Below are 22,296 nucleotides of genomic sequence, written 5' to 3' on the forward strand. Positions count from 1 at the left end.
GGTGCGGCCCCGTCGGACGCATCCGCGAGGAACGCCGCCGGGCCGGGTGAGTCGGTGAGGTGAGCGCGAGCCGGTGCGTCCGTGCGAGTGGGTAGAGCCTGGCCCGGCGAGGTGGGGCTGGCGGAGTCCGGCTCGCGGCGTCGGGGGTGGGTGGACCGTCCCGCCTCGGCCGTCGGCCCCAACTACGCTCACCCCGTGATCACGCTGACCGCCCGCCTGTCCCCGTCGGCCCTGGACACCCGTCGCGGGGTGGTTCGGCTGCACCCCGAGGTGCTGGACGCGCTCGGGCTGCGGGCCTGGGACGCGGTGCGGCTCACCGGGGCCAGGGCGAGTGCCGCCCTCGCCGCCGCGACGGCCGGTGACGGGCCGCCCGGTGTCGTGCTGGTGGACGACGTGACGCTGTCGAACCTCGGCGTGGTGGAAGGCGCGGAGGTGGTGGTGGCTCCCGTGGACGTCGCGGCGGCGCGTTCGGTGACCGTGGCGGGGTCGCGGTTGGCCAGCACGTCGCTCACGCCGGAGACGTTGCGGATGGCGTTGACCGGGAAGGTGTTGACGGTCGGTGACGCGGTGTCCCTGCTGCCGCAGGACCTCGCGCCGCCGCCCGGTGCGGACGTGAGCGCCACGCGGCGGAAGTTGGCGAACGCCATCGGGATGACGTGGACCAACGAGCTGTTGACGATCACCGCGACGGAGCCGGCCGGGGTGCCGGTGGCGGTGCAGCCGTCGACGGTGGTCGGGTGGCGGGACGGGGCGCGCACCGGTGACGTGCCGGCGGTGTCGGGAGGCGCGGCGGGGGCGGGTCGCGGGTCGGGGGACGGCGGGGTGGGCGTCGGGGCGGGCGGGGCTGTGGGGCAGGCGTTGACGCAGGTGGGGGTGTCGTCGGGGGTTGGGGGTGCGGCGGCGGAGGTGGTTGAGGCGGCCGTGCCGGCGGTGCCGGTGGCGGACCTGGTCGGGCAGCAGGAGGCGGCGAAGCGGCTCGCCGAGTGGTTCGACCTGACGTTCAGCCACCCGGATTTGTTGGCGCGGTTGGGGGCGACGCCGCGCCTGGCGGCGCAGGTGAGCGGGCCCGAGGGGGTCGGCAAGGCGACGTTCGTGCGGGCCGTGGCGCAGGCGGCGGGGGCGACGGTGGTCGAGGTGGCGGCGCCGAGCATCGCCGTGTTGGAGGCGAACGCGGCGGCGCAGCGGGTGGTGGACGCGGTGGCGCGGGCGCAGGGGCAGGCGCCGGCGGTGTTGTTGGTGACCGACGTGGAGGCGTTGTTGCCGGCCGCGTCGCCGCCGCCGGTGGCGACGGTCGTGCTGGACGCGTTGCGCCGCCGGCCCGAGGGGGTGGCGCTGGTGGTCACGAGCGCGCACCCGGAGGCGGTGGACCCGCGGTTGCGGGTGCCGGAGCTCGTGGACCGGGAGTTGGTGTTGCCGTTGCCGGACGGCGCGGCGCGCACCGAGTTGCTGAGGGTGTTGTTGCGGGACGTGCCGGTGGAGTCCGATGTGGACCTCGGCGTGGTGGCGGACCGGACGCCGGGGTTCGTGGCGGCGGACCTGGTGGCGTTGCGGCGGGAGGCGGCGTTGCGGGCGGCGTTGCGGCAGCGGGACGCGGACGAGCCGCGGGTGGCGCAGGCGGACCTGGTGGGGGCGTTGGAGATCGTCCGTCCGATTTCGATGTCCACTTCGGACACGTTGCGGACGGGTGGGTTGACGTTGGCCGATGTCGGTGACATGGCCGAGGTGAAGCAGGCGTTGACGGAGTCGGCGTTGTGGCCGTTGCAGTACCCGGATTCGTTCGCGCGCCTCGGGGTGGCGCCGCCGCGCGGTCTGCTGCTGTACGGTCCGCCGGGGTGCGGCAAGACGTTCCTGGTGCGGGCGTTGGCGGGCACGGGGCGGTTGAACGTGCTGTCGGTGAAGGGCGCGGAGCTGATGGACAAGTTCGTCGGCGAGTCGGAGCGGGCGGTGCGGGAGTTGTTCCGGCGGGCGGCCGAGGCGGCGCCGGCGTTGGTGTTCCTGGACGAGGTGGACGCGTTGGCGCCGCGGCGCGGGCAGTCGTCGGATTCCGGGGTGTCGGACCGGGTGGTGGCGGCGTTGTTGACGGAGTTGGACGGGGTCGAGCCGTTGCGGGACGTGGTCGTGCTGGGGGCGACGAACCGGCCGGAGTTGGTGGATCCGGCGTTGTTGCGGCCGGGTCGGTTGGAGCGGTTGGTGTACGTTCCGCCGCCGGACGCGGAGGCGCGGGCGGAGATCCTGCGGGCGTCGGCGCGGAACACGCCGTTGGGGTCGGACGTGGACCTGGGTGCGTTGGCGGCCGAGTTGGACGGGTATTCGGCGGCGGACTGCGCGGCGTTGATCCGGGAGGCGGCGTTGACGGCGATGCGGGAGTCGTTGTCGGCGTCGGAGGTGACGGGCGCGCACCTGGCGTCGGCGCGGGAGCGGGTGCGGCCGTCGTTGGACCCGGCGCAGCTGGCGTCCCTGGCCGCTTACGCGGAGTCGCGGGAGCGGTGAGGCGTCGGGGCGGCGGTGGCCGGGCTGGGCGACGGCACGCCGGTCGGGGGCGGGAGGCCGGGTCGGGACGCCGGGTCAGGATGCCTTCTTGGCGGTCGGGCCCCGGTAGTCGTTGGTGACGATCACGATGATGCCGGGGTGCGCGGCCTGGATGCCGTCGAACCGGGGTTCCACGCGGGCGCCGAGGACGGTGGCGAGTTCGCGGGCGGAGGGTTCCTCGTCGGTGCCGGGGCGGAAGTAGACGGTGGTGGTGGGGATGGTGCCCTGGGAGTAGTTGCCCCTCTCGGCGACCTGCCACCCGGCTTGTTCGACGTCGGCCTGGGCGCGGGCGGCCAGGCCCTGGGTGGTGCTGTTGTTGTAGACGCGCACCGGCGGCTTGGGGACGGTGTCGACGGGCGGCGGGGGGACGTTCGCGGTGGTGCCGCCGGGGGCGGCGGTCGTGGTGGGGGCGGTCGTGGCCGGTGTGGTGTCCGACGGCGGGGTGGTCGGCGCGGGGGTGGTCTCCGAGGGGGCGGTCGGTGAGCCGTCCGGGGTGTCGGAGGTGGCCGAGGGCGGGGTGGTCTGGGCGGCGGGCGGGGTGTCGTCGGGGCCGCCGGTGACGAGGCTGACCAGGCCGATGACCAGGGCGATGACGGCCACGCCGAGCAGGGCGTAGCCCGCGGCGCGGGCCGGGTGGGCGGGGCCCGCCGGCTGTTCGGGGTTCGTCATCGGCGCTCGACGCCCAGCCTCTTGGCCGCGCGGGCGCGTTGCCTGCCGGAGCGGGACCGGCGCAGTCTCTTGATCAACATCGGATCGGCGGCCAACGCCTCTTCTTTCTCGATCAACGCGTTGAGCAGCTGGTAGTAGCGCGTCGCGGACATGTCGAACAGCTCCTTGACGGCCTGTTCCTTCGCACCCGCGTACTTCCACCACTGGCGTTCGAAGGCCAGGATCTCGCGTTCCCGGTCGTTCAAACCGTCGTCCGGCCCCTCCGCCGGCGCCAGTGCCTCTGCGGCGTCCATCTGGCTCCTCAGCCGTGTCCCGTGCGTGGGTGCCATTACATCACGTGATCTTGGTGTGGGTGGGCTCATCGGTCGGCGCGTCCGCCGTGGCGCGCCGTTAGGCTGCACGCCATGGCAGTTCACCCGATCCGGATCGCCGGAGATCCCGTCCTGCACCGCCCGACCCGTCCGGTCGAGGTGTTCGACGAGTCGTTGCGCACGTTGATCGAGGACATGCACGAGACGATGGCGGCGGCGCGGGGTGTGGGGCTCGCGGCGAACCAGATCGGGATCGACCTGCGGTTGTTCGTCTACGACTGCCCGGACGACGAGGGTGTGCGCCATCGCGGTGTGGTGGTGAACCCGACGTTGGAGACGTCGGAGGTGCCGTTGGGGATGCCGGACCCGGACGACGACTTCGAGGGGTGCCTGTCGGCGCCGGGCGAGTCGTACCCGACGGGGCGGGCGCCGTGGGCGAAGGTGACCGGGTTCGACGGGGACGGCAAGCCCGTGGAGGTGGAGGGCACCGGGTTCTTCGCGCGGTGCCTGCAGCACGAGACCGATCACCTGGACGGGGTCATCTACCTGGACCGGCTGGTGGGGCGGCACAAGCGGGCGGCGAAGAGGATGCTGCGCGCGAACGGGTGGGGTGTGCCGGGGTTGTCGTGGGACCCGGCGACGTCGGAGGACCCGTTCGCGGACGACGACGAGGACTAGGGCGACGACGAGGACCAGGGCGGGCCCGGCCTCGTCCCGCCCGCGGGCGCGCGGTGGGACGGGTCGCGCCGGTCGTGGGCGCGGTGCGGCGCGGGGTGGTCGGCGCGGGGCGGTCGTTCGGGGCGTCGCCAGGGCAGCTCGGGGTAGGACGCGAGTTCGCGGTGGGTGGGGCAGCGGGCCAGGTCGGTGTAGGCGCCGGCGAGCACGGCGGCCCGGATGCGGCGCATCTGGCCGGCCGTCGGCAGCTCTCCGACCAGCAGGAACGGCAGGAGGAGCCGCCAGGCGGCGACGGTGGCGGGGCGGCCGCGGTGGGGGGCGCGCAGGGCGGCCCGGGCGACGCGGAGGGCGTGTTCGGCGGCGGTGATCGCGGTCGGGTAGCCGGCGTGGTCCCACGACCAGCGGAGGGCGTCGGCCATGGCGCAGCGGACGCAGTCGGCGGGGCCGGTGGCGAGTTCCTCGCCGCACTGGGAGCAGGTGACGAGGGTCATCGCCCAGTCGGTGCAGGTCCAGGGGTGGCGGCCGACCTCGTCGGCGAGGACCAGCTCGGCGAGTTCGCGCTCGCCGGCGCCGCCTTCGGCGAGTTGTTCGGCGGCGAGCAGCTCCTGCCAGTCGAGCAGCCAGTACTGGTCGACCAGCTCGGCGCAGAAGCGGCAGGCGGGGTAGCCGCGGCCCGCCAGGTCGCCGCAGGACGGGCAGGGCGAGACGGCGGCGGGGCGGGCCACGCGCCGGGCGCCGGGCGGGAACGGCCGGTGATCAGCCACGCGGTGAAAGGTACGCGCAACCGGTGGTCTTCGGCATCCGCACCTTGGCATCGGCACCTGGCCGTGGCTATGGTCGGGCCGACTGCTCGAACGCAGTGCGAAAACTCAACACACGCGGGAGCTCGCGCCACAGCGGGCTGAGAGGGCGGCTGGGGTGTGAGGGCCCCGGCGCCGCCGACCGCCTGAACCTGACCGGGTAATGCCGGCGTAGGGAGGAATGTCGTGACGGCTCTTGACGACCGTTCGGTCAAGCCCAGTGTCACCACGGGACCGATCTCGGGTTCGCGCAAGGTCTACCGCGAGGTGGGCGACGGCGTGCGGGTCCCGTTCCGCAGGGTGGAGCTGACCAACGGCGAGCACGTCGACCTGTACGACACTTCCGGTCCGTATACCGACGAGAGCGCGACCATCGACGTCCACAGTGGACTTCCGAGGGTGCGTGCGGAGTGGATCGCGCGGCGGGAGCCGGTCGACGGGGCGGTGACCCAGCTGGCGTACGCGAAGGCGGGGGTCATCACGCCGGAGATGCGGTTCGTGGCGGCGCGCGAGAACCTGAGCCCGGAGTTCGTCCGGGACGAGGTGGCGATCGGTCGGGCGGTCATCCCGCTCAACCGGAACCACCCGGAGGCCGAGCCGATGATCATCGGGAAGAAGTTCCTGGTGAAGGTCAACGCGAACATCGGGAACTCGGCGGTGACCTCCTCGATCGAGGAGGAGGTGGAGAAGATGGTGTGGGCGTCGCGGTGGGGCGCCGACACGATCATGGATTTGTCGACGGGGAAGCGGATCCACGAGACCCGCGAGTGGATCATGCGGAACTCGCCGGTGCCGGTCGGGACGGTGCCGATCTACCAGGCGTTGGAGAAGGTGGACGGCGACCCGGCGAAGCTGTCGTGGGAGGTGTACCGGGACACCGTCGTCGAGCAGGCCGAGCAGGGCGTGGACTACATGACGGTGCACGCGGGGGTGCTGCTGCGGTACGTGCCGCTGACGGCCAGGCGGGTGACGGGCATCGTGTCGCGGGGCGGGTCGATCATGGCCGCGTGGTGCCTGGCGCACCACAAGGAGAGCTTCCTGTACACGCACTTCGAGGAGCTGTGCGACATCCTGCGGGCGTACGACGTCACGTTCTCGCTGGGTGACGGGCTGCGGCCGGGTTCGATCGCGGACGCGAACGACGAGGCGCAGTTCGCGGAGCTGCGGACGTTGGGCGAGCTGACGCACGTCGCGCGGGCGAAGGACGTGCAGGTGATGATCGAGGGGCCGGGTCACGTGCCGATGCACAAGATCGCGGAGAACGTGCGGCTGGAGGAGGAGTGGTGCGGGGAGGCTCCGTTCTACACCCTCGGGCCGCTGGCCACGGACATCGCGCCCGCGTACGACCACATCACCTCGGCGATCGGGGCGGCGCAGATCGGGTGGCTGGGCACGGCGATGCTGTGCTACGTCACCCCGAAGGAGCACCTGGGGCTGCCCAACCGGGACGACGTGAAGACGGGCGTGATCACGTACAAGATCGCGGCGCACTCGGCGGACCTGGCCAAGGGGCACCCGGGGGCGCAGGAGCGGGACGACGCGTTGTCGAAGGCCCGGTTCGAGTTCCGGTGGGAGGACCAGTTCAACCTGTCGCTGGACCCGGACACGGCGCGGTCGTTCCACGACGAGACGCTGCCCGCGGCGCCGGCGAAGACGGCGCACTTCTGCTCGATGTGCGGGCCGAAGTTCTGCTCGATGAAGATCACCCAGGACGTGCGGCGGTTCGCGGAGGAGCGCGGGCTGTCGACGGTGGAGGCGATCGAGGCGGGCATGGCGGAGAAGTCGCACGAGTTCACCGACCGGGGCGCCAAGGTGTACCTGCCGGTGGTGGACTGATGGGGGTGCGCTGATGGCGGTCGCGCCGCCGAAGGTGCTGACCATCGCCGGGTCGGACTCGGGCGGTGGCGCGGGCCTGCAGGCGGACCTGAGGACGTTGTTCGCGTGCGGGGTGCACGGGATGACGGCGGTGACGGCGGTGACCGTGCAGAACTCGCTGGGCGTCACCGGGTACACGGAGATCCCGCCGGACGTGGTGGCCGCGCAGATCGAGGCGGTGGCGACGGACATCGGGGTGGACGCGGCGAAGACCGGGATGCTGGCGTCGGCGGCGATCATCGAGGCGGTCGCGGCGGCGGTGGACCGGGTCGACGTCGGGCCGTTCGTGGTGGACCCGGTGGCCGCGTCGATGCACGGGCACCAGCTGCTGGCCGACGACGCGCTGGACGCGGTGCGGTCGCTGCTGTTCCCGCGGGCGACGCTGGTGACGCCGAACCTGGACGAGGTGCGGCTGCTGACCGGCATCGACGTGCGCAGCCGCGCCGACCAGCGCAAGGCGGCCGAGGCGCTGCACGCGATGGGCCCGCGGTGGGTGCTGGTCAAGGGCGGGCACCTGTGGGACGACCCGGAGTGCCTGGACGTGCTGTTCGACGGCGAGCGGTTCGTCGAGCTGCTCGGGCCGCGCTACGACGTGAAGGACACCCACGGCAGCGGGGACACGCTGGCGTCGGCGATCGCGTCGCAGCTCGCGCGGGGCGCGGACGTGCCGACGGCGGTGCGGTTCGGCAAGGACTTCGTGGTCCGGTCGGTGGCCGCCGCGTACCCGTTGGGCGGCGGGGTGGGCCCGGTGTCGCCGCTGTGGCGGCTGGAGGGGTGACGCCGGCGGGGCGGGGTGGTCGTCGCCGCCCCGCCCCGTCGCCGCCCCGCCCCGTCGCCGTTCGCGGCCCGGCGGCGGAGGGGGACCGCGTCGCCGTCGCCGGTTGTCGATCGTCGAAGGGTTCGGTGAGCACGTCCGATTCGTCACCCTGTGGTCGGGAATCCGAACACGGGTGGTCGAGGGGGCGGTCCAGTGGAGGTCGACGAACCGGTGGCCGGTGTGGGCCGCGGAGCCGGTCCGATCCGGGTGGCACCGCCCGGTGTGCGCAACACGGTGACGGGCCGGTTGGGCGGCGTGGTGCAGGCCGGTGTGGTGCACGGCGGTGTGCACCTGCACGCCGCGCCGGTACGGCCCGCGGCCGCGACGCCGCGGCAACTGCCGGCCGTGCCCGCGGCGTTCGTCGGTCGGGCGGCGGAGCTGGCCGCGTTGGACGACGCCGCGGGCACCGTGTCGGCGATCGCGGGCGTGGGCGGCATCGGCAAGACGTGCCTGGCGCTGGTGTGGGCGCACCGCAACCTCGACCGGTTCCCGGACGGTCAGCTGTTCGTCGACCTGAACGGGTTCAGCCCGGCGGGGCGGCCGACCGGGCCGGTGGACGCGGTGCGCGGGTTCCTCGGCGCCCTGGGCGTGGACCCCGGCGCGCTCCCGCCCGACCTGGACGCCCTGGCGGCGCTGTACCGGGGTCTGGTCGCGGGCAGGCGGATGCTGGTCGTGCTGGACAACGCGGCCACCGCCGAACAGGTCGTGCCGCTGCTGCCGGGCAGCCCGACGTGCACGGTGCTGGTCACGGGCCGGACCGTGCTGTCGTCGCTGATCGACCGGTGCGGCGCGCGGCACGTGCCGCTGGGTGTGCCGGGCCGGGAGGAGGCCCGTGACCTGTTGACCCGACGTTTGGGCGTGCCGCGGGTCGCGCCCGCCCCGGAGGCGACCGACGACCTGGTCGGGCTGTGCGGTCGCCACCCGCTGGCGCTGGCGATCATGGCCCGGCACGCCGCGGCGCGGCCGGCGGTTCCGCTGGCCGAGTTGGCGGTCGAGCTGCGGGAGCTGGGCCTGGAGATGCTCGACCACCACACCGACCCCGCCGCCAGCCTGCCCGCCGTGCTGTCCTGGTCCCTGCGGCACCTCACCGACCGCCAACGGGAGGCGTTCGCGCTGCTGGGGCTGGCTCCGGGGCCGGACGTGGACCTGCCCGCGGCCGCGTCCCTGACGGGCCTGCCCGCGCGGGAGGCGCGCGCGGTGCTGGGCGCGTTGGCGGAGGCGTCGCTGCTCGACCGGCAGGCGCACGGCCGCTACCGGATGCACGACCTGGTCCGCGCCTACGCCGCGACCACCGCCTGCGCCGACGTCCCCGAACCGGTGCGGCGGGCGGCGCTGGACCGGGTGGTGGACCACTACCGGCACACCGCCCACGCCGCCGACCACCTGCTGTACCCGTACCGGGAGCCGATCCGGGTCGACCCGCCCGCGCCCGGCTGCCAGGTCCGGTCGCTGCCGGACCGCGCCTCCGCGCTGGCCTGGCTGGACGCGCACCACCCGCACCTGCTGGCCGCCCAGCTGCTCTCCGCCGCCCGCCACCGCCACCAGGCCGTCTGGCACCTGGCGTGGGCGCTGCACACGTTCCACTGGCGCCGCGGGCACCGCGTCGACGAGTTGGCCGTGTACCGGGCCGCCGTCCACGCCGCCGACCACCTGCGCGACCCGGCCGCCCGCGCCCTCGCGCACCGGCGCCTCGGACGCGCCCACGCCGCCCTCGGGCGGCACGAGTCGGGTCTCGCGCACCTGCGCCACGCCCTGGCGCTGGCCGAGCACCACCACGACCTCGTCCAGCAGGCCGCGACCCACCACTACCTCGCGTGGGTGTGGGAGCTGCGCGGGGACGACCGGAGGGCCTTGGAGCACGCGTCCCGGGCGTTCGACCTCGACCGGGTCGCGGCCCACCCGGTGTGGCAGGCCCGCGCGCTCAACCAGATGGGCTGGTACCGCGCCCGGCTGGGCGACCACGCCGGCGGGCGCGTCCAGTGCGGGCAGGCCCTCGAGGTGTTCCGACGCCACCACGACCCCGACGGCGAGGCCGCCACCCACGACAGCCTCGGTTACATCGCCCACCGGACCGGGGACCACCACCGGGCCGTCCACCACTACCGGCGGGCCCTCGCGCTGTTCCGCGCCCTCGGCGACCCCGTCGAAGCCGCCGAAACCCTCAACCGCCTCGGCCACCCCCTCGCGGCCCTCGGGCAGCACCACCGGGCCCGCGCGGTCTGGCGGTACGCCGTGGAGCTGTACCGCCGCCTGGGCCGCGCGTCGGAGGCCGAACTCGTCCTGCGGCAGCTCCGCGGGCTCGACGCGTGTCGGGCGCCGGCGACGCGCTGAGCCACCCGCGAGGGGCTCGCGCGTCTTGTAGGGCATGAGCGCTTGGGGACGGGACGCGTACGTGGCCGAGCTGGTGCTGGGCCAACCCGAGGCGGTCGCGGCGTTGTTCGGCGGCTCGGTGCTGCTGGGCGCGGTCGGGCTGGTGGTGGCGCGGTGGCGGGGGTGGCCGGTGGCGCCGTCGGTGCTGGCCGGGTGCGGGTTGGCGCTCGCGCTGGCGGTGACCCTGGCGCGGCCGGGCGGGTCGCTGTCGATCGTCACGACCGACCCGGTCGGGGTGTGCGTGGCGAACGAGTTCTCGCTGGTCGGGTCGCTGGCGCGGCTGAACCTGGTGATGCTCGTGCCGTTCGCGTTCTTCGCCGCGCTGGCCACCCGGCGGCCGTTCACGGTGCTCGCGGTCGCGGCGGCGTTCAGCGGCGCGGTGGAGTTCGTGCAGGCCGTGACGGGGATCGGGGTGTGCGAGGCGCAGGACTTCCTCAACAACACGGTGGGCGCGTTGCTGGCGGTGCTGGTGGCGTGGCCGTTCACGGTCGCCGCGGGCGGTCCCGCGCGACGGCGGCTGACTGTCGGTGGTCGCCTGTAGGGTGCACCGCACGATCTCCGACGCGACCGCCGAAGCCGCCGCCGACCGCCCGCTGCCCGCCGTGCCCCGGCACGCCGACCTGGTGTTCCGGGCCGGGGTGAGGTGGGAGCTGCCCCGGCCGGGGGCCGTGGTCACCGAGGTGCGCGAGGCGGGCGCGGTGCGGCTGGGCAGCGGGCGGCTGGTCGTCGCCGACCCGGGGCACCTCGACTCCGAAGCCGAGCCGTTCACCGTCGGCGTCGAGCCCGGCGAGTACCCCGTGGAGGTGGCGCCGGCGCGGTTCGCGGACGACCCGGAGCACCTGCGGGTGGCGGCGGCGCGCCTGGTCGTCACGCGCGAGCCCGCGGTGTCGTGGGAGTTGGCGGTGGTGGCCGGGCAGGACGTGGCGGACCTGGGCGAGGACGAGTTCTACGGGTTCGGCGTGGACACCGGCACGGCGTGCTTCGTGGACGCCGACGCGGCCGCCGCGCTGGGCGCGTGGCTGGACGACAACCACGACACCGCCTACGACGGCGTGTTCGAGGCCCACGCGGCGCCGATGCGGGACCCGTCCACCGGACACGGGCTGGTCGCGTTCACCAGCGGGTGGGGTGACGGGTCGTACCCGACGTGGATCGGCCGCGCCGCGGACGGCGGGGTGACGTGCTTCGTGGTCGACACGTTCGTGCTGCACGGCGCCACGCCGCGGCCGTGACGGTTCACAGCCGCCGCAGGTAGCCCTCGTACGGGGCGCGCAGGTCGACCGTCTCGGGGTCCAGCAGCCACAGGGTGAGCGCGCCCTCGGGGAACGCGAGCAGTTCGGTCGCCCGGTCGGGGCCCAGGCGCTCGGCGAACGCGTGCCGCAGGGCGCGGTTGCGGGCCACGAACCGGGCGCGGACCTCGCCGTCGCCCGCGAGGTGCTCGGCCTGGAGGACGACGTGCGGCGTGGCCAGGCCGCGGTGCGCCATCGTGTGCTCGGCGTCGGACAGCAGCGCGGCCTTGAGCCCGTCGACGCCCCGGTCGGCGTGCTCGGACACGCGTGCGGCGGAACGGGCGTCGAACTCGTCCAGGACGGCTTTGAGCAGGGCGGCGACCCGGAGCTGTTCTTCGGCAGGCACCGCTGGGAGCCGGCCGGGGACGCCCCCGGCGTGACGCGGCCCCCTGTTCTTCATTCTGCCACCGGGAACCGACAATTCCGCCGCCCCGACGGCGCTCACCTCGTCGAACCCGGCGGCGCCACCCGGACAGGGACGCCCGATCCGCCGGGCGCAGTCGATGACCGTCGTGCCCGACGTCCCCCTCGAACACCGCGCGAGAGCCGCGGGTTCCACGGCCCGATCCGGGTGAGCGGGACGCAGATCGTGCACCCCCGTGCCGGACGGGGAACGGGGGCTGCGGCGGTCCTCCGCCCGCGACCCCGGCGGCCGGGTGGTCGTCGTGCTCGCGCGCCGCCGTCAGGCGGTCTCGCCGACCAGTTCCTCCAACGCCGGCAGGGCGTTCACCAGCGCGTCGCGGTGCTCCGGGGCCAGCTGCTCGATCCGCCTCTGCAACTCCCGCACCCGCGCCGACCGCACGCCCGACACCATCGTCACGCCCTCCGGCGTCGGCGTCGCCAGCCAGGCCCGCCCGTCCTGCGGGTCCGGCTCCCGCCGCACGTACCGCGCCTCCACCAGGGCCGCCACGATCCGCGACAGGGTGGGCGGCGCGACGCCCTCCTTCGCGGCCAGGTCGCCCAGCCGCATGGGGCCGCACCGCGCCAACGTGGCCAATGCCGACACCGCGCCCGGTCCGAGACCGGGCGAGCCGGTGCGCCGCAGCAACCGGGATAGCCTGCCGATCGCGAGGTACAGCCGGGCGGTGGCGTCCTCGACCTGGTCGGCCGTCACGGCACTCCTCCTCGGGCAGACGGACAGGATGAGCGTCCATCATGCCGTGCCGGGCAATCACCCCACCGCGGGACTCGACGCGTGCGCCCAGAACCGCTTCGGGATCCGCCCCGCCAACCGGGCCAGCCGACCGGCCTCCACGCCCGCCCGCATGGCCGCCGCCATCCGCTCGGGGTCCTGCGCCCGGGTCACGGCGGTCGCCAGCAGCACGGCCGAGCAGCCCAGCTCCATCGCCAGCGCCGCGTCCGACGCCGTGCCGACCCCCGCGTCCAGCACCACCGGCACGGACGCCCGCGCCACGATCAGCTCGATGTTGTGCGGGTTGCGGATGCCGAGCCCCGTCCCGATCGGCGAGCCCAGCGGCATCACGGCGGCGCACCCCACCTGCTCCAGCCGCAGCGCGAGCACCGGGTCGTCGGAGGTGTAGGGCAGCACCACGAACCCGTCGTCGACCAGCCTCTCGGCCGCGTCCAGCAGCTCCACCGGGTCGGGCAGCAGGGTCCGGTCGTCGGCCACGACCTCCAGCTTCACCCAGTTCGTCTCCAACGCCTCCCGCGCCAGCCGCGCGGTGAGCACGGCCTCGGCGGCGGTGCGGCAGCCGGCCGTGTTGGGCAGCGCCGCGATCCCCAGCCGGGCCAGCAGGTCCAGCACTCCCCCGCCGGACGCGTCCAGGCGGCGCATCGCGACCGTCGTCAGCTCCGTCCCGGACGCCACCAGGGCGCGTTCCAGCACCGACAGGTTCGCCGCGCCGCCGGTGCCCATGACGAGCCGCGACCCGAACTCGCGCCCGGCGATCACCAAGGGGTCGTCCACGTCAGCCTCCCTGCACGGCGGTCAGCACCTCGACCGCGGCCCCGTCGCGCACCGCCGTCGTCGCCCACGCCGCGCGCGGCACGACCTCGCCGTCCAGGGCGACCGCGACACCGCGCGGCGGGGCGTCGAGCAGCGCGAGCACGGTGGCGACGGTCGACCCGTCGGCCAGTTCCCGCTCCACACCGTTCACGTGCGCCTTCACCGACTGTTTCCTCCTTCGCGGAGCAGGGCGAGCACCCGCCGGGCGGTGACGGGCGCGAGGAGCAGGCCGTTGCGGTGGTGGCCGGTGGCGGCCACCACGCCCGGTTCCAGCAGGCGGATGACGGGCGCGTTGTCGGGGCTGCCCGCGCGGAACCCGGCGGCGGCCTCGACCAGCGCGTACTCGGCGATGCCCGGCCACACCACCTCGGCGTCGCGCAGCAGGTCCCGCACGCCGCCGACGGTCACGTCGCCGTCGAAACCGGCCTCGTACTGGGTCGCGCCGAGCACGAACCCGTCCTCGCGGGGCACGAGGTAGACGGGGCGGCCGGACACGTGGGCGCGGATCGTGTGCCGGGGCGGCGGCAACGCGCCGGGCCGCGCGGCCAGCCGCAGGATCTCGCCCTTCACCGGCCGGATCACCGTCCGCAGCGCCGGGTGCAGGTCGCGGCTCCACGCGCCGGCCGCGATCACCGTCACGTCGCGCTCCGCGCCCGGCTCGGCGGCGAACACGACACCGTTGGCGGCACAGGCTTCCCGCAGCGCGCGCAGCAGCGCCCGGTTGTCCACGGCGACGTCGCCCGGCACGGACAGTCCACTGCGGACCGGGCCGAGACCGGGCTCCAGCGCCCGCAGCTCGCGCCCCGTCAGCCGGGACACCGGCCGGCCCAGCCGGTCCAGGTGGGCGCGCAGCTGGTCCAGCACCTCGACGTCGGCCCCGTCCACCGCGACCGCCAGCGTCCCCGCCGGGCTCAGCGCGACGCCCAGCTCGCGGGCGAACTCCGGCCACAGCTCCAGCGACTCGACGCCGAGCGCGAGGACCTCCTCGTCGCCCGGCCACGCCTCGGTGATCGGCGCGAGCATCCCGCCCGCCACCCACGAGCCGCCGTGCGGGGAGGCGCGGTCGACCAGTTCGACGGTGTAGCCGGCGCGGGCCGCGTACCAGGCCGCGGACAGGCCGATGACGCCACCGCCGAGGACGGTCACTCGCATTGCCAAGGCACTCACGCTCCCTGCGCCGGCATGACCCGGATCAGGTTCGACGGTCGGAGCGGACCACGCTCCCTCTCAGCCCGGTCTGTTCCAGGCTCCCGTGCGGACCGCGTCCACCGTAGCGCACGCGGCGGCGCGGCGGTTACCGTGCCGCCGTGCCAGGACTCGACGGAACGCGGATCAGGCGGCGGCTCGCCGACGCACGGCTCTACCTCTGCACGCCCACGCGCCCCGACCTCGCCGAGTTCGCGGACGCCGCGCTCGCGGGCGGCGTGGACGTCGTGCAGCTGCGGGACAAGGGCATCGAGGCGAAGCAGGAGATCGCCGCGCTGGAGGTGCTCGCCGAGGCGTGCGCGCGGCACGGCGCGCTGCTCGCGGTCAACGACCGGGCGGACGTGGCGCTGGCCGTGGACGCCGACGTGCTGCACCTCGGGCAGGACGACCTGCCGGTGCCGCTCGCCCGCCGCGTCGTCGGCGACGACGTGGTGATCGGCCGGTCCACGCACGACGTCGCGCAGGCGCGGGCGGCGGCCGGGGAACCGGGCGTGGACTACTTCTGCACCGGGCCGTGCTGGCCGACGCCGACCAAGCCGGGCCGTCCCGCGCCGGGCCTGGACCTGGTGCGGGCCACGGCGGGCACGACCGACCGGCCGTGGTTCGCGATCGGCGGCATCGACCGGGACCGGCTGCCCGAGGTGCTGGCGGCGGGCGCGGAACGGGTCGTCGTCGTGCGCGCCGTCACCGAGGCCGAAGACCCCCGCGCCGCCGCGGAGTGGTTCGCGCGTCGGCTGGAGGGCGCGCGGTCGTCGGCGTGACCCCCGGGACGCGGAACGCCCCCGGACCGGGTGGTCCGGGGGCGTCGCCCGAGCGGTGCGCGGCCCGCAGGGGAAGGGACGGCCGCGCGGCGCCGCGACGTCAGCCGCGGGTCAGGCTGAGCCCGTAGGCGCTGAGGATCTCGTTGACGGGCTGGAAGTAGACGATGCCGCCGGAGGTGCAGTTGCCCGAACCGCCGGAGGTCACGCCCTGGGCCTGGCTGTAGTTCGAGCCGGCCACCCACGAACCGCCCGAGTCACCGGGCTCGGCGCAGGCGTTGGTGCGGGTCAGGCCCGACACCGAGCCCTGCGCGTAGTTCACCGTCTGGTTCTTGGCCTGGACGGTGCCGCAGCGCCAGCCGGTGGTGGAGCCGGAACGGCAGATCGCCGCGCCGACCGCCGCCTCGGACGAGCCGGTCACGGTGACGTTGGAGCCGTTGTAGCGGTTGACCCACGGGCGGGAGGTCCAGCTCGTGTTCGTCCGCACCCAGGCGTAGTCGTTGCCCGGGAAGGACGAGCCCGCGAAGGTGCCCTGCGAGACGCGGTTGAAGCCGGTCGTCGCGTTGCCCGTGCGGCCGCAGTGGCCCGCGGTCACGAACCCGCCGGCGACCGCGAAGCCCACCGAGCACCGGCCGCTGCCGATGTAGTAGGCGTCACCGCCGCGGGTGTCGTACAGCGGCGTCGGCGACTCGTCGACCTCGACCACCCGGACCGCCGGGCTGACCGACTTGGCCGCCGCCAGGAACGACTCCGCCGCCGCGTCGCGCTGGAAGCGGTTCACCTCGACCACGACCGAGTTGGTCTGGTCGTCGACCCGCCAGCCGGTGATCGACTTCGGCGCCGACATGCCGTCGAGCGCCGACTTCGCGCCGGTGAGCTGCCGGTGGGAGAAGGCGACGTACTTGGCGTCGGCGCCCGCGGCCTTCGCCGCGCCCGCCTTCGCCGGGTCCGCCACCGCGACGACCAGCTTGCCGGTCGCCTGGTTGATCCACGAACCCGCGTAGGCGGCGCCGACGGCGGCCTTCGCGGCCGCCTCGACCTCACCCGCGCGGGTGTCGCTCGCCAAACGGGCGGTGACCTGTTCGGCGGTCAGGCCGAGGTCGCGTTGCGCCGCTTGGAGCAACTCGGCGGGGTAGCTCTCCGTGTCGGCCGGGCTTGTGCCATTGGGCGCGGCGGGCGCCGCGAAGGCCGGTACGCTGAGAGCTGTAGCCGTGCTCGTGGCCAGCAGGACGGCCGTGGCAAGGCGGACCGCACTCGTGCGGTTCATTAGGCGTCTCCCTCATCTTCGGGTGCAGGGAACCCGAGAGCCTGGTTGCAGGGACCGCTCTCGGGGGCTCTAGGGGGACGGGTGGTGGGGCGGCGGCAGGGGTCGCCCCACCCCTTTTTCTCTCGCCCGGTTCGTCGCTCGTGCCTCCCGGACCGCGGTCGCACGCGGTGAGGCGCACGGCCGGGACGGCGCTCGCGTGTCCCGCATGCCACTCCTCCCCGGTCTCCGGTCGACCAGCACTCGCCCGTTCGAGCGACGTTATGACTCCGTTACCTATGACGGTTCGAGCCATCTGAGGGCGAAGTGTGTCACAGGACACGCCGATATGACTGCGCTGTGTAGCGTTTGACAGTTAACTCTCACTCAAGGTAGTGACTCGATCACCGATTCGGGCGGATTTGCCACATGTAAGCGATCCCGTCACGCAAGCCTCGTACGTGTGAATGCTGTTGAACCGGGCGGGTGACACAGGAGGAGTTCCGGTAGCGCGCCGTGTAGGCGGGACGCCGCCGCAGGGGTGAGGATCGACGCCATGGGACTCGTCACCATCTCCGACATCCAGGCCGCCGCCGACCGCGTCAAGGGCGCGGCGGTGCGCACACCGCTCCTGCGGTTCGACGACGGGTTGTGGCTCAAGCCGGAGAGCTTGCAACCGGTCGGCGCGTTCAAGATCCGGGGCGCGTACAACGCCCTCGCCCGGCTGCCCGAGGACGTGCGGGCGCGCGGCGTCGTCGCCTACTCCAGCGGCAACCACGCCCAGGCCGTCGCGTACGCGGCGAAGCTGTTCGGCGTGCGCGCGGCGATCGTCGTGCCGGACACCACGCCCCGGGTCAAGGTCGAGGCCACCCTGTCCCACGGCGCGGAGGTCGTGCAGGTGCCCATGGCGCAGCGGGAGGCGCGGGCCGCGGAGCTGGTGGCCGAGCGGGGCGCGACGCTGATCCCGCCGTTCGACCACCCCGACGTCATCGCCGGTCAGGGCACCATCGGGCTGGAGGTCGTGGCGGACCTGCCGGACGTGGCGACGGTGCTGGTGCCGGTCAGCGGCGGGGGCCTGATCTCCGGGGTGGCGACGGCGGTGAAGGCGCTGAGCCCGTCGACGCGGGTGATCGGCGTGGAGCCGGAGCTGGCGGGCGACGCGGCCGAGTCGCTGAGGGTCGGCACGCTGGTCCGGTGGTCGCCCGACGACCGGGCCCGGACGTCGGCCGACGGGTTGCGCGCCGAGCCGTCCGAGCTGACGTTCGCGCACATGAGGGCCTACGTGGACGACATCGTGACGGTGTCGGAGGAGCAGATCGGCGAGGCCGTCGGCCTGCTGGCCCGGCGGGCGCGGCTCGTGGTGGAGCCGAGCGGCGCGGTCACCGTCGCCGCCCACCTGGCGCGGCCGTCGGAGCGCGCGGTCGCCGTGCTGTCCGGCGGGAACGTCGACCCGGAGGTGTTCGCCGGGTACCTCTGAGGTCAGTCGCGCATGTGCGCGGGCGGGCCGTCGACCGGGCAGCTGTGGCACTCGTGGGCGTCCGGGGTCGCCCGGAGCACGCGGTTGTCCGTGCCGACGGCCAGCAGCCCGCCGACCACCGACGCGACCGCGCACACCAGCAGGGCCCGCTGCCAGCCCTCGGTGAGCGCGGCCGGGTCGGCGTACCGGTCCCCGGTCAGGCCCGCCACGGCCGGCAGCACGGCCACCGCGACCAGGCTGCCGGTGCGGGCGACCGCGTTGTTGACGCCCGAGGCGACCCCCGCGTACCGGTCCGGGGCGGCGGCCAGCACGGTCGCCGTCACCGGCGCGACCACCGCCGCCAGGCCGAAGCCGAACACGAGCAGGCCGGGCAGCACGCCGGTCCAGTAGCCGGCCCCGGGCTCGACCCGCCGCAGCAGCAGCATGCCGACGCCGATCAGCACCGGACCCGCGACCAGCTGGGCGCGCGGCCCGATGCGCTGGGCGAGGTCCCCGGACCGCGCCGACAGCGCCAGCATGATCAGCGTGATGGGCAGGCTCGCCAGGCCGGACGCGGTCGGCGAGTAGCCCAGCGACACCTGCAGTTGCAGCACCATCAGCACCATCACCCCGCCCAGCGCCGCGTAGACCAGGAAGGTCAGCGCGTTGGCCAGGACGAACGTGCGGTCGGCGAACAGCCGGGGCGGCACGAGCGGGTCGCGGCCGCGCCGTTGCGCCACCACGAACGCCACCAGCCCCGCGACCCCCAGCGCCCCGGCCGTGAGCACGAGCGCGTCCGCGCCGCGGACCGGCGCCTCGACCAGCGCGCCGGTGACGCCCGCGAGGCCCACCGCGCCGATCACGGACTCGCCGACGTTCGGGTGGCCGGTGAGGGACTCGTCGCGGGACTCGGGCACGTGCCGGCGGGCGAGCCACACGCAGACCGCCGCGACCGGCAGGTTGACCAGGAACGCGAGCCGCCACGACCACGCCTGCACCAGCAGCCCGCCGAGCAGCGGCCCGACGGCCGTGGCGACGCCGGACAGGCCGGACCACGCGCCGATCGCGCGGGACCGGTCGGCGCGGGCGAAGACCGACTGCAGGATGGCGAGCGAGCCGGGCGTGAGCAGCGCGCCGCCGATGCCCTGCAGGACGCGGGCGGCGACGAGCAGCTCGGTGGTCGGCGCGAGCCCGCAGAGCAGTGACGCGGCCCCGAACCAGAGGACGCCGAACGTGAAGACCCGGCGGCGGCCGTACCGGTCGCCCAGCGAGCCGGCCACGAGGATCAGCGAGGCCAGCGCCAGCAGGTAGCCGTCGAGGATCCACTGGAGCCCGGCGACCGACGCCCCCAGCTCCGCGCCGATCCGGGGCAGGGCGACGTTGACGATGGTGCTGTCCAGCATCGCCATGCCCGAGCCCAGGATGGTCGTCGCCAGCACGGCCCTGGCCCGTCCCGTGCCCCATACCACCGTCTCGGTCACCGACCCATTCTGCTCCCCGAGTTGTCCACAGGCCGGAGCGGACCACTCCCGCACCGTCGGCGCCGGCCGGCAGTATGAAGAACAGGGGTCCCCCCGGGCGGGGTACCCCTGAGGGAATTCGGGGCGCGGGGGAAACCGCACCGGGCACACCGCCGGCAGGCGCACCGGCGCTATTCCGCGCCGGGTGATTTCCGTGGCGCGGGTGAACGGGGATCCCGCTGCGCGGTGAGGGGTTTTCCGCGGTGCCCGTCGCGGCTCGCGTCCGCCGGCGAGGGGCAGGAACCGTGCAGGTGGGCGACGACCCGGGCCGCCCCGTCGGCGCGGACAGGCCCACGTCCTACGACGCCGGATCGCGGCTCGACAGCACGCGGGGATCGATTCTTCCGCGTTCCGCGAAGGACGCCGGGGACAAGGTTTCCACACCGTCGAAACGCGGCGTCGGATCACGCCCAACGCCCATTCCCGCGCCGCCCGTGTGATGAGGTCGGGACAAGTGGCGCCGGTCCCCGACACGACCGCCGCCCGGCCCGAACGCGGACCGGACGGCGGCGCGCGACTAGTCCGCCGGCCGGTTCAGCGTCGCCACGAACTTGTACCGGTCGCCCCGGTACACCGACCGCACCCACTCGACGGGGTTGCCCTCCGTGTCGAACGAGTGCCGCGACAGCAGCAGCATCGGCAGGCCGATGTCCGCGCCGAGCAACTCGGCCTCCTCCGGCGACGCGAGGGCCGTCTCGATGGTCTCCTCGGCGTGTCCCATCTCGACCCCGAACCGCTCCCGCAGCACCTGGTACAGCGACGCCCCCGGCGCGAGGTAGCGCCGCAGCCCGCGGAACCGGCCCAGCGCCAGGTGCGTGGTCTCGATCGCCATCGGCTCGCCGTCGGCCAGCCTCAGGCGGTGCAGGCGCAGCACCTTCGCGCCCGCCCGCACGCCGAGCAGCCGGGCCAGCTCCGCCTCCGCGGGCATCTCCGACGCCTCGATCAGCCGCGACGACGGCTGCCGCCCCTGGGCCTTCATGTCCTCTGTGTACGAGGAGAGCTGGAGCCGTTGCGCCACCTTGGGTTCCGCGGCGAACGTGCCCTTGCCCTGCACGCGCAGCAACCGGCCTTCCACGGTGAGTTCGGCAAGCGCTTGCCGCACCGTCGTGCGCGACACGTCGAACTCCGCCGCCAGCGACCGCTCCGTCGGGATCGGCGACCCCGGTGGCAGCGCGCGCAGGAGGTCGAGCAGGTGCCGCTTGAGTCCCCAGTACTTCGGCTCGCGCTGCGCGCGGGTCCTGGCGTCCACGCCAGTCGCAGGGCTCGTCTCGAGCATGCCTTCCTCCTCGCCCCTTGCCACCATCCGACAATGCCGGCGCTCCCGGACACAGGATGCCTTGTCCTCGTCGGATCGTGCGCCCGAACCCCCGACAAGACCCGGGAAATTGGTCCGATGACTTTGCAACGGTCCAGCAACGGCCTTGACATGCCCTGTGGTGAGGCACACTCTAGGCCGCATTGGTCTACACCACTTTGGCGTTCCGGTCGTCGCGATCGGGGCATGGGGAAAGGGCGCACAACGTGAAGGGCTGGAGAGGACTGGCCGTAGGTGCCGCCGCACTCGCGGTGGCCGTGGCCGGATGTGGCACCAAGGCCGACAGCGGCAGCGGCGACTCCGGTGAACCCAAGACGCTGACGGTCTGGTTGATGGACGGCTCGGCGCCGACCACCCTGACCGACGCGCTGCACAAGGAGTTCCAGGACTCGCACCCCGGCGTCACCGTCAAGTACGAGATCCAGAAGTGGAACGGCATCCAGGAGAAGCTGACCACCGCTCTGACCAGCAACAACCCGCCGGACGTCATCGAGCTGGGCAACACCCAGACGGCGAAGTTCGCGGCCGAGGAGACGCTGCTCGACCTGAGCGGCAAGGCGGGCGAGCTGAACGGCGACCAGTGGCTCGGCGGCCTCAAGGACTCGCTGACCTGGGACGGCAAGCAGTACGGCCTGCCGTTCTACGCCGCGAACCGCACGGTCATCTACCGGACCGACCTGTTCGAGGCCGCGGGCATCACCGCCGCGCCGAAGTCGCGTGACGAGTGGGTCTCGGCGATCGAGAAGCTGAAGGCCGCCAACGCGGCCGACCCGGACTTCCAGCCCCTCTACCTGCCCGGCCAGTCGTGGTACGTGCTGCTGTCGTTCATCTGGGACGAGGGCGGCGACGTCGCCAAGCCGCAGGGCTCCGCCTGGGCCGGCGCGCTCGACACCCCGGAGGCCAAGGCCGGCCTCGAGTTCTACAAGAAGCTGGTCGACGTCTCCGGCACCAAGGCGCCGAAGGACGCCGACGAGGCCACGCCGCAGCAGATGGAGGTCTTCGGCACCGGCAAGATCGGCATGATGATCGGCCTGCCGTGGGAGCTGGCGGGCGCCGTCAAGGCCAACCCGGACCTGAAGGACAAGACCGCGGCGTTCCCGATCCCGTCCAAGACCGCGGGCAAGACCGCCCCGGTGTTCCTCGGCGGCTCGAACCTCGCCATCCCGGCCGGCAGCAAGAACAGCGACCTGGCCACCGAGTACCTGAAGCTGCTCAGCTCGGCGAAGTACCAGGACATGCTGGCCGAGGGCGGCGCGGTGCCGGGCACCTCGACCGACACCTCGAAGCTCGCCACCACCCCGATCGGCAAGGCGCTGGCCGAGTCCGCCCCGAACGGCAAGGTCACCCCGACCACGCCGTCGTGGGCCGCGGTCGAGGCGGGCCAGAACCCGCTGAAGGACATGCTGACCGCGTACCTGACCGGCGCGAAGCCGCTCGACGCGGCCACGTCCGACGCCAACGCCGCGCTGTCGAAGACGCTGGGCGGATGACGATCGC

Annotated in this window: 21 protein-coding genes and 2 riboswitches; of the genes, 10 read left to right on the forward strand and 11 right to left on the reverse strand. The window is 74.2% G+C overall.

What is annotated here, in order from left to right; translation table 11 throughout:
- The first annotated feature begins 195 nt into the window (after nt 1-195).
- On the forward strand, nt 196-2,490 hold the full coding sequence (locus ACFXGA_RS02820) for an AAA family ATPase (protein ID WP_378083751.1): 2,295 nt from the start codon (nt 196-198) through the stop codon (nt 2,488-2,490).
- A 75-nt stretch (nt 2,491-2,565) separates the two neighbouring features.
- Here the strand turns inward: ACFXGA_RS02820 and ACFXGA_RS02825 are convergent, their stop codons facing one another.
- Nucleotides 2,566-3,198 (reverse strand): LytR C-terminal domain-containing protein, encoded by a 633-nt coding sequence (locus ACFXGA_RS02825; RefSeq protein WP_378083753.1) that lies wholly within the window; start codon nt 3,196-3,198, stop codon nt 2,566-2,568.
- A complete protein-coding gene (locus ACFXGA_RS02830) occupies nt 3,195-3,491 on the reverse strand; it encodes a DUF3263 domain-containing protein (RefSeq protein ID WP_053715184.1) in 297 nt (98 codons plus the stop codon). The genes ACFXGA_RS02825 and ACFXGA_RS02830 overlap by 4 nt, the downstream gene beginning before the upstream one ends.
- A 111-nt stretch (nt 3,492-3,602) precedes the next feature.
- On the opposite strand from ACFXGA_RS02830, the gene ACFXGA_RS02835 reads away from it, so the two are divergent.
- Nucleotides 3,603-4,187: a peptide deformylase gene (locus ACFXGA_RS02835; RefSeq protein WP_378083755.1), complete on the forward strand. Its 585-nt coding sequence runs from the start codon at nt 3,603-3,605 to the stop codon at nt 4,185-4,187.
- Here the strand turns inward: ACFXGA_RS02835 and ACFXGA_RS02840 are convergent.
- Nucleotides 4,184-4,948: a hypothetical protein gene (locus ACFXGA_RS02840; RefSeq protein ID WP_378083756.1), complete on the reverse strand. Its 765-nt coding sequence runs from the start codon at nt 4,946-4,948 to the stop codon at nt 4,184-4,186. The two genes, ACFXGA_RS02835 and ACFXGA_RS02840, sit on opposite strands and share 4 nt — an antisense overlap.
- A 104-nt stretch (nt 4,949-5,052) precedes the next feature.
- A riboswitch (TPP riboswitch) is annotated at nt 5,053-5,180 on the forward strand.
- On the opposite strand from ACFXGA_RS02840, the gene thiC reads away from it, so the two are divergent.
- The 5 genes from thiC to ACFXGA_RS02865 all read left to right on the forward strand — a co-directional run bounded on the left by thiC (nt 5,171) and on the right by ACFXGA_RS02865 (nt 11,278).
- Complete coding sequence (gene thiC / locus ACFXGA_RS02845) at nt 5,171-6,820, forward strand: phosphomethylpyrimidine synthase ThiC (RefSeq protein ID WP_378083757.1); 1,650 nt, start codon at nt 5,171-5,173, stop codon at nt 6,818-6,820. Its footprint overlaps the riboswitch before it by 10 nt.
- Before the next feature lie 13 nt (nt 6,821-6,833).
- Nucleotides 6,834-7,637 carry a bifunctional hydroxymethylpyrimidine kinase/phosphomethylpyrimidine kinase gene (thiD, locus tag ACFXGA_RS02850; protein ID WP_378083758.1) on the forward strand — a complete coding sequence of 268 codons (804 nt, stop codon included), beginning with the start codon at nt 6,834-6,836 and terminating at the stop codon, nt 7,635-7,637.
- A 261-nt stretch (nt 7,638-7,898) separates the two neighbouring features.
- Entirely contained in the window at nt 7,899-10,007 is a 2,109-nt protein-coding gene (locus ACFXGA_RS02855) for an ATP-binding protein (protein ID WP_378083760.1), read from the forward strand.
- Nucleotides 10,008-10,041: 34 nt separating this feature from the next.
- Nucleotides 10,042-10,587 carry a VanZ family protein gene (locus ACFXGA_RS02860; protein WP_378083761.1) on the forward strand — a complete coding sequence of 182 codons (546 nt, stop codon included), beginning with the start codon at nt 10,042-10,044 and terminating at the stop codon, nt 10,585-10,587.
- A 1-nt stretch (nt 10,588) separates the two neighbouring features.
- The gene (locus ACFXGA_RS02865; RefSeq protein ID WP_378083763.1) at nt 10,589-11,278 is read left to right on the forward strand and encodes a DUF4241 domain-containing protein; all 690 of its coding nucleotides are present in this window, start codon (nt 10,589-10,591) and stop codon (nt 11,276-11,278) included.
- A 4-nt stretch (nt 11,279-11,282) separates the two neighbouring features.
- Here ACFXGA_RS02865 and ACFXGA_RS02870 read toward each other — a convergent pair whose 3' ends face one another.
- The 5 genes from ACFXGA_RS02870 to thiO form a co-directional block, all read right to left on the reverse strand.
- Nucleotides 11,283-11,681 (reverse strand): hypothetical protein, encoded by a 399-nt coding sequence (locus tag ACFXGA_RS02870; RefSeq protein ID WP_378083765.1) that lies wholly within the window; start codon nt 11,679-11,681, stop codon nt 11,283-11,285.
- 336 nt (nt 11,682-12,017) lie between these two features.
- Entirely contained in the window at nt 12,018-12,449 is a 432-nt protein-coding gene (locus ACFXGA_RS02875; RefSeq protein ID WP_378083766.1) for a MarR family winged helix-turn-helix transcriptional regulator, read from the reverse strand.
- Nucleotides 12,450-12,506: 57 nt separating this feature from the next.
- The gene (locus ACFXGA_RS02880; protein ID WP_378083768.1) at nt 12,507-13,262 is read right to left on the reverse strand and encodes a thiazole synthase; all 756 of its coding nucleotides are present in this window, start codon (nt 13,260-13,262) and stop codon (nt 12,507-12,509) included.
- A 1-nt stretch (nt 13,263) separates the two neighbouring features.
- The gene (gene thiS / locus ACFXGA_RS02885) at nt 13,264-13,464 is read right to left on the reverse strand and encodes a sulfur carrier protein ThiS (protein WP_378083770.1); all 201 of its coding nucleotides are present in this window, start codon (nt 13,462-13,464) and stop codon (nt 13,264-13,266) included.
- Complete coding sequence (thiO, locus tag ACFXGA_RS02890) at nt 13,461-14,468, reverse strand: glycine oxidase ThiO (RefSeq protein ID WP_378083772.1); 1,008 nt, start codon at nt 14,466-14,468, stop codon at nt 13,461-13,463. Before thiO ends, thiS begins: the two co-directional genes overlap by 4 nt.
- Nucleotides 14,454-14,565: riboswitch (TPP riboswitch) on the reverse strand. Its footprint overlaps the gene before it by 15 nt.
- 43 nt (nt 14,566-14,608) lie before the next feature.
- Here thiO and thiE point away from each other — a divergent pair.
- Nucleotides 14,609-15,268 (forward strand): thiamine phosphate synthase, encoded by a 660-nt coding sequence (thiE, locus tag ACFXGA_RS02895; RefSeq protein ID WP_378083774.1) that lies wholly within the window; start codon nt 14,609-14,611, stop codon nt 15,266-15,268.
- Between the two features lie 100 nt (nt 15,269-15,368).
- Here thiE and ACFXGA_RS02900 read toward each other — a convergent pair whose 3' ends face one another.
- Nucleotides 15,369-16,532 (reverse strand): S1 family peptidase, encoded by a 1,164-nt coding sequence (locus tag ACFXGA_RS02900; RefSeq protein WP_378083776.1) that lies wholly within the window; start codon nt 16,530-16,532, stop codon nt 15,369-15,371.
- Between the two features lie 532 nt (nt 16,533-17,064).
- On the opposite strand from ACFXGA_RS02900, the gene ACFXGA_RS02905 reads away from it, so the two are divergent.
- Entirely contained in the window at nt 17,065-17,985 is a 921-nt protein-coding gene (locus ACFXGA_RS02905; RefSeq protein ID WP_378083777.1) for a threonine/serine dehydratase, read from the forward strand.
- 2 nt (nt 17,986-17,987) lie between these two features.
- Here the strand turns inward: ACFXGA_RS02905 and ACFXGA_RS02910 are convergent, their stop codons facing one another.
- Nucleotides 17,988-19,445: an MFS transporter gene (locus tag ACFXGA_RS02910; RefSeq protein WP_378083779.1), complete on the reverse strand. Its 1,458-nt coding sequence runs from the start codon at nt 19,443-19,445 to the stop codon at nt 17,988-17,990.
- 556 nt (nt 19,446-20,001) lie between these two features.
- Nucleotides 20,002-20,760 carry a GntR family transcriptional regulator gene (locus ACFXGA_RS02915; protein WP_073887006.1) on the reverse strand — a complete coding sequence of 253 codons (759 nt, stop codon included), beginning with the start codon at nt 20,758-20,760 and terminating at the stop codon, nt 20,002-20,004.
- Between the two features lie 245 nt (nt 20,761-21,005).
- On the opposite strand from ACFXGA_RS02915, the gene ACFXGA_RS02920 reads away from it, so the two are divergent.
- Nucleotides 21,006-22,289: a sugar ABC transporter substrate-binding protein gene (locus ACFXGA_RS02920; RefSeq protein WP_378083780.1), complete on the forward strand. Its 1,284-nt coding sequence runs from the start codon at nt 21,006-21,008 to the stop codon at nt 22,287-22,289.
- Nucleotides 22,290-22,296 lie beyond the last annotated feature (7 nt).

This window comes from Actinosynnema sp. NPDC059335, from assembly GCF_042752395.1.
GTDB lineage: Bacteria > Actinomycetota > Actinomycetes > Mycobacteriales > Pseudonocardiaceae > Actinosynnema.

What these genes read in the sequence shown, in the direction of transcription:
- ACFXGA_RS02825 (WP_378083753.1), bottom strand. Translation starts at nt 3,198, where the DNA reads ATGACGAACCCCGAACAGCCGGCGGGCCCCGCCCACCCGGCCCGCGCC.
- ACFXGA_RS02830 (WP_053715184.1), bottom strand. Translation starts at nt 3,491, where the DNA reads ATGGACGCCGCAGAGGCACTGGCGCCGGCGGAGGGGCCGGACGACGGT.
- ACFXGA_RS02835 (WP_378083755.1), top strand. Translation starts at nt 3,603, where the DNA reads ATGGCAGTTCACCCGATCCGGATCGCCGGAGATCCCGTCCTGCACCGC.
- thiD (WP_378083758.1), top strand. Translation starts at nt 6,834, where the DNA reads ATGGCGGTCGCGCCGCCGAAGGTGCTGACCATCGCCGGGTCGGACTCG.
- ACFXGA_RS02860 (WP_378083761.1), top strand. Translation starts at nt 10,042, where the DNA reads ATGAGCGCTTGGGGACGGGACGCGTACGTGGCCGAGCTGGTGCTGGGC.
- ACFXGA_RS02900 (WP_378083776.1), bottom strand. Translation starts at nt 16,532, where the DNA reads ATGAACCGCACGAGTGCGGTCCGCCTTGCCACGGCCGTCCTGCTGGCC.
- ACFXGA_RS02905 (WP_378083777.1), top strand. Translation starts at nt 17,065, where the DNA reads ATGGGACTCGTCACCATCTCCGACATCCAGGCCGCCGCCGACCGCGTC.
- ACFXGA_RS02915 (WP_073887006.1), bottom strand. Translation starts at nt 20,760, where the DNA reads ATGCTCGAGACGAGCCCTGCGACTGGCGTGGACGCCAGGACCCGCGCG.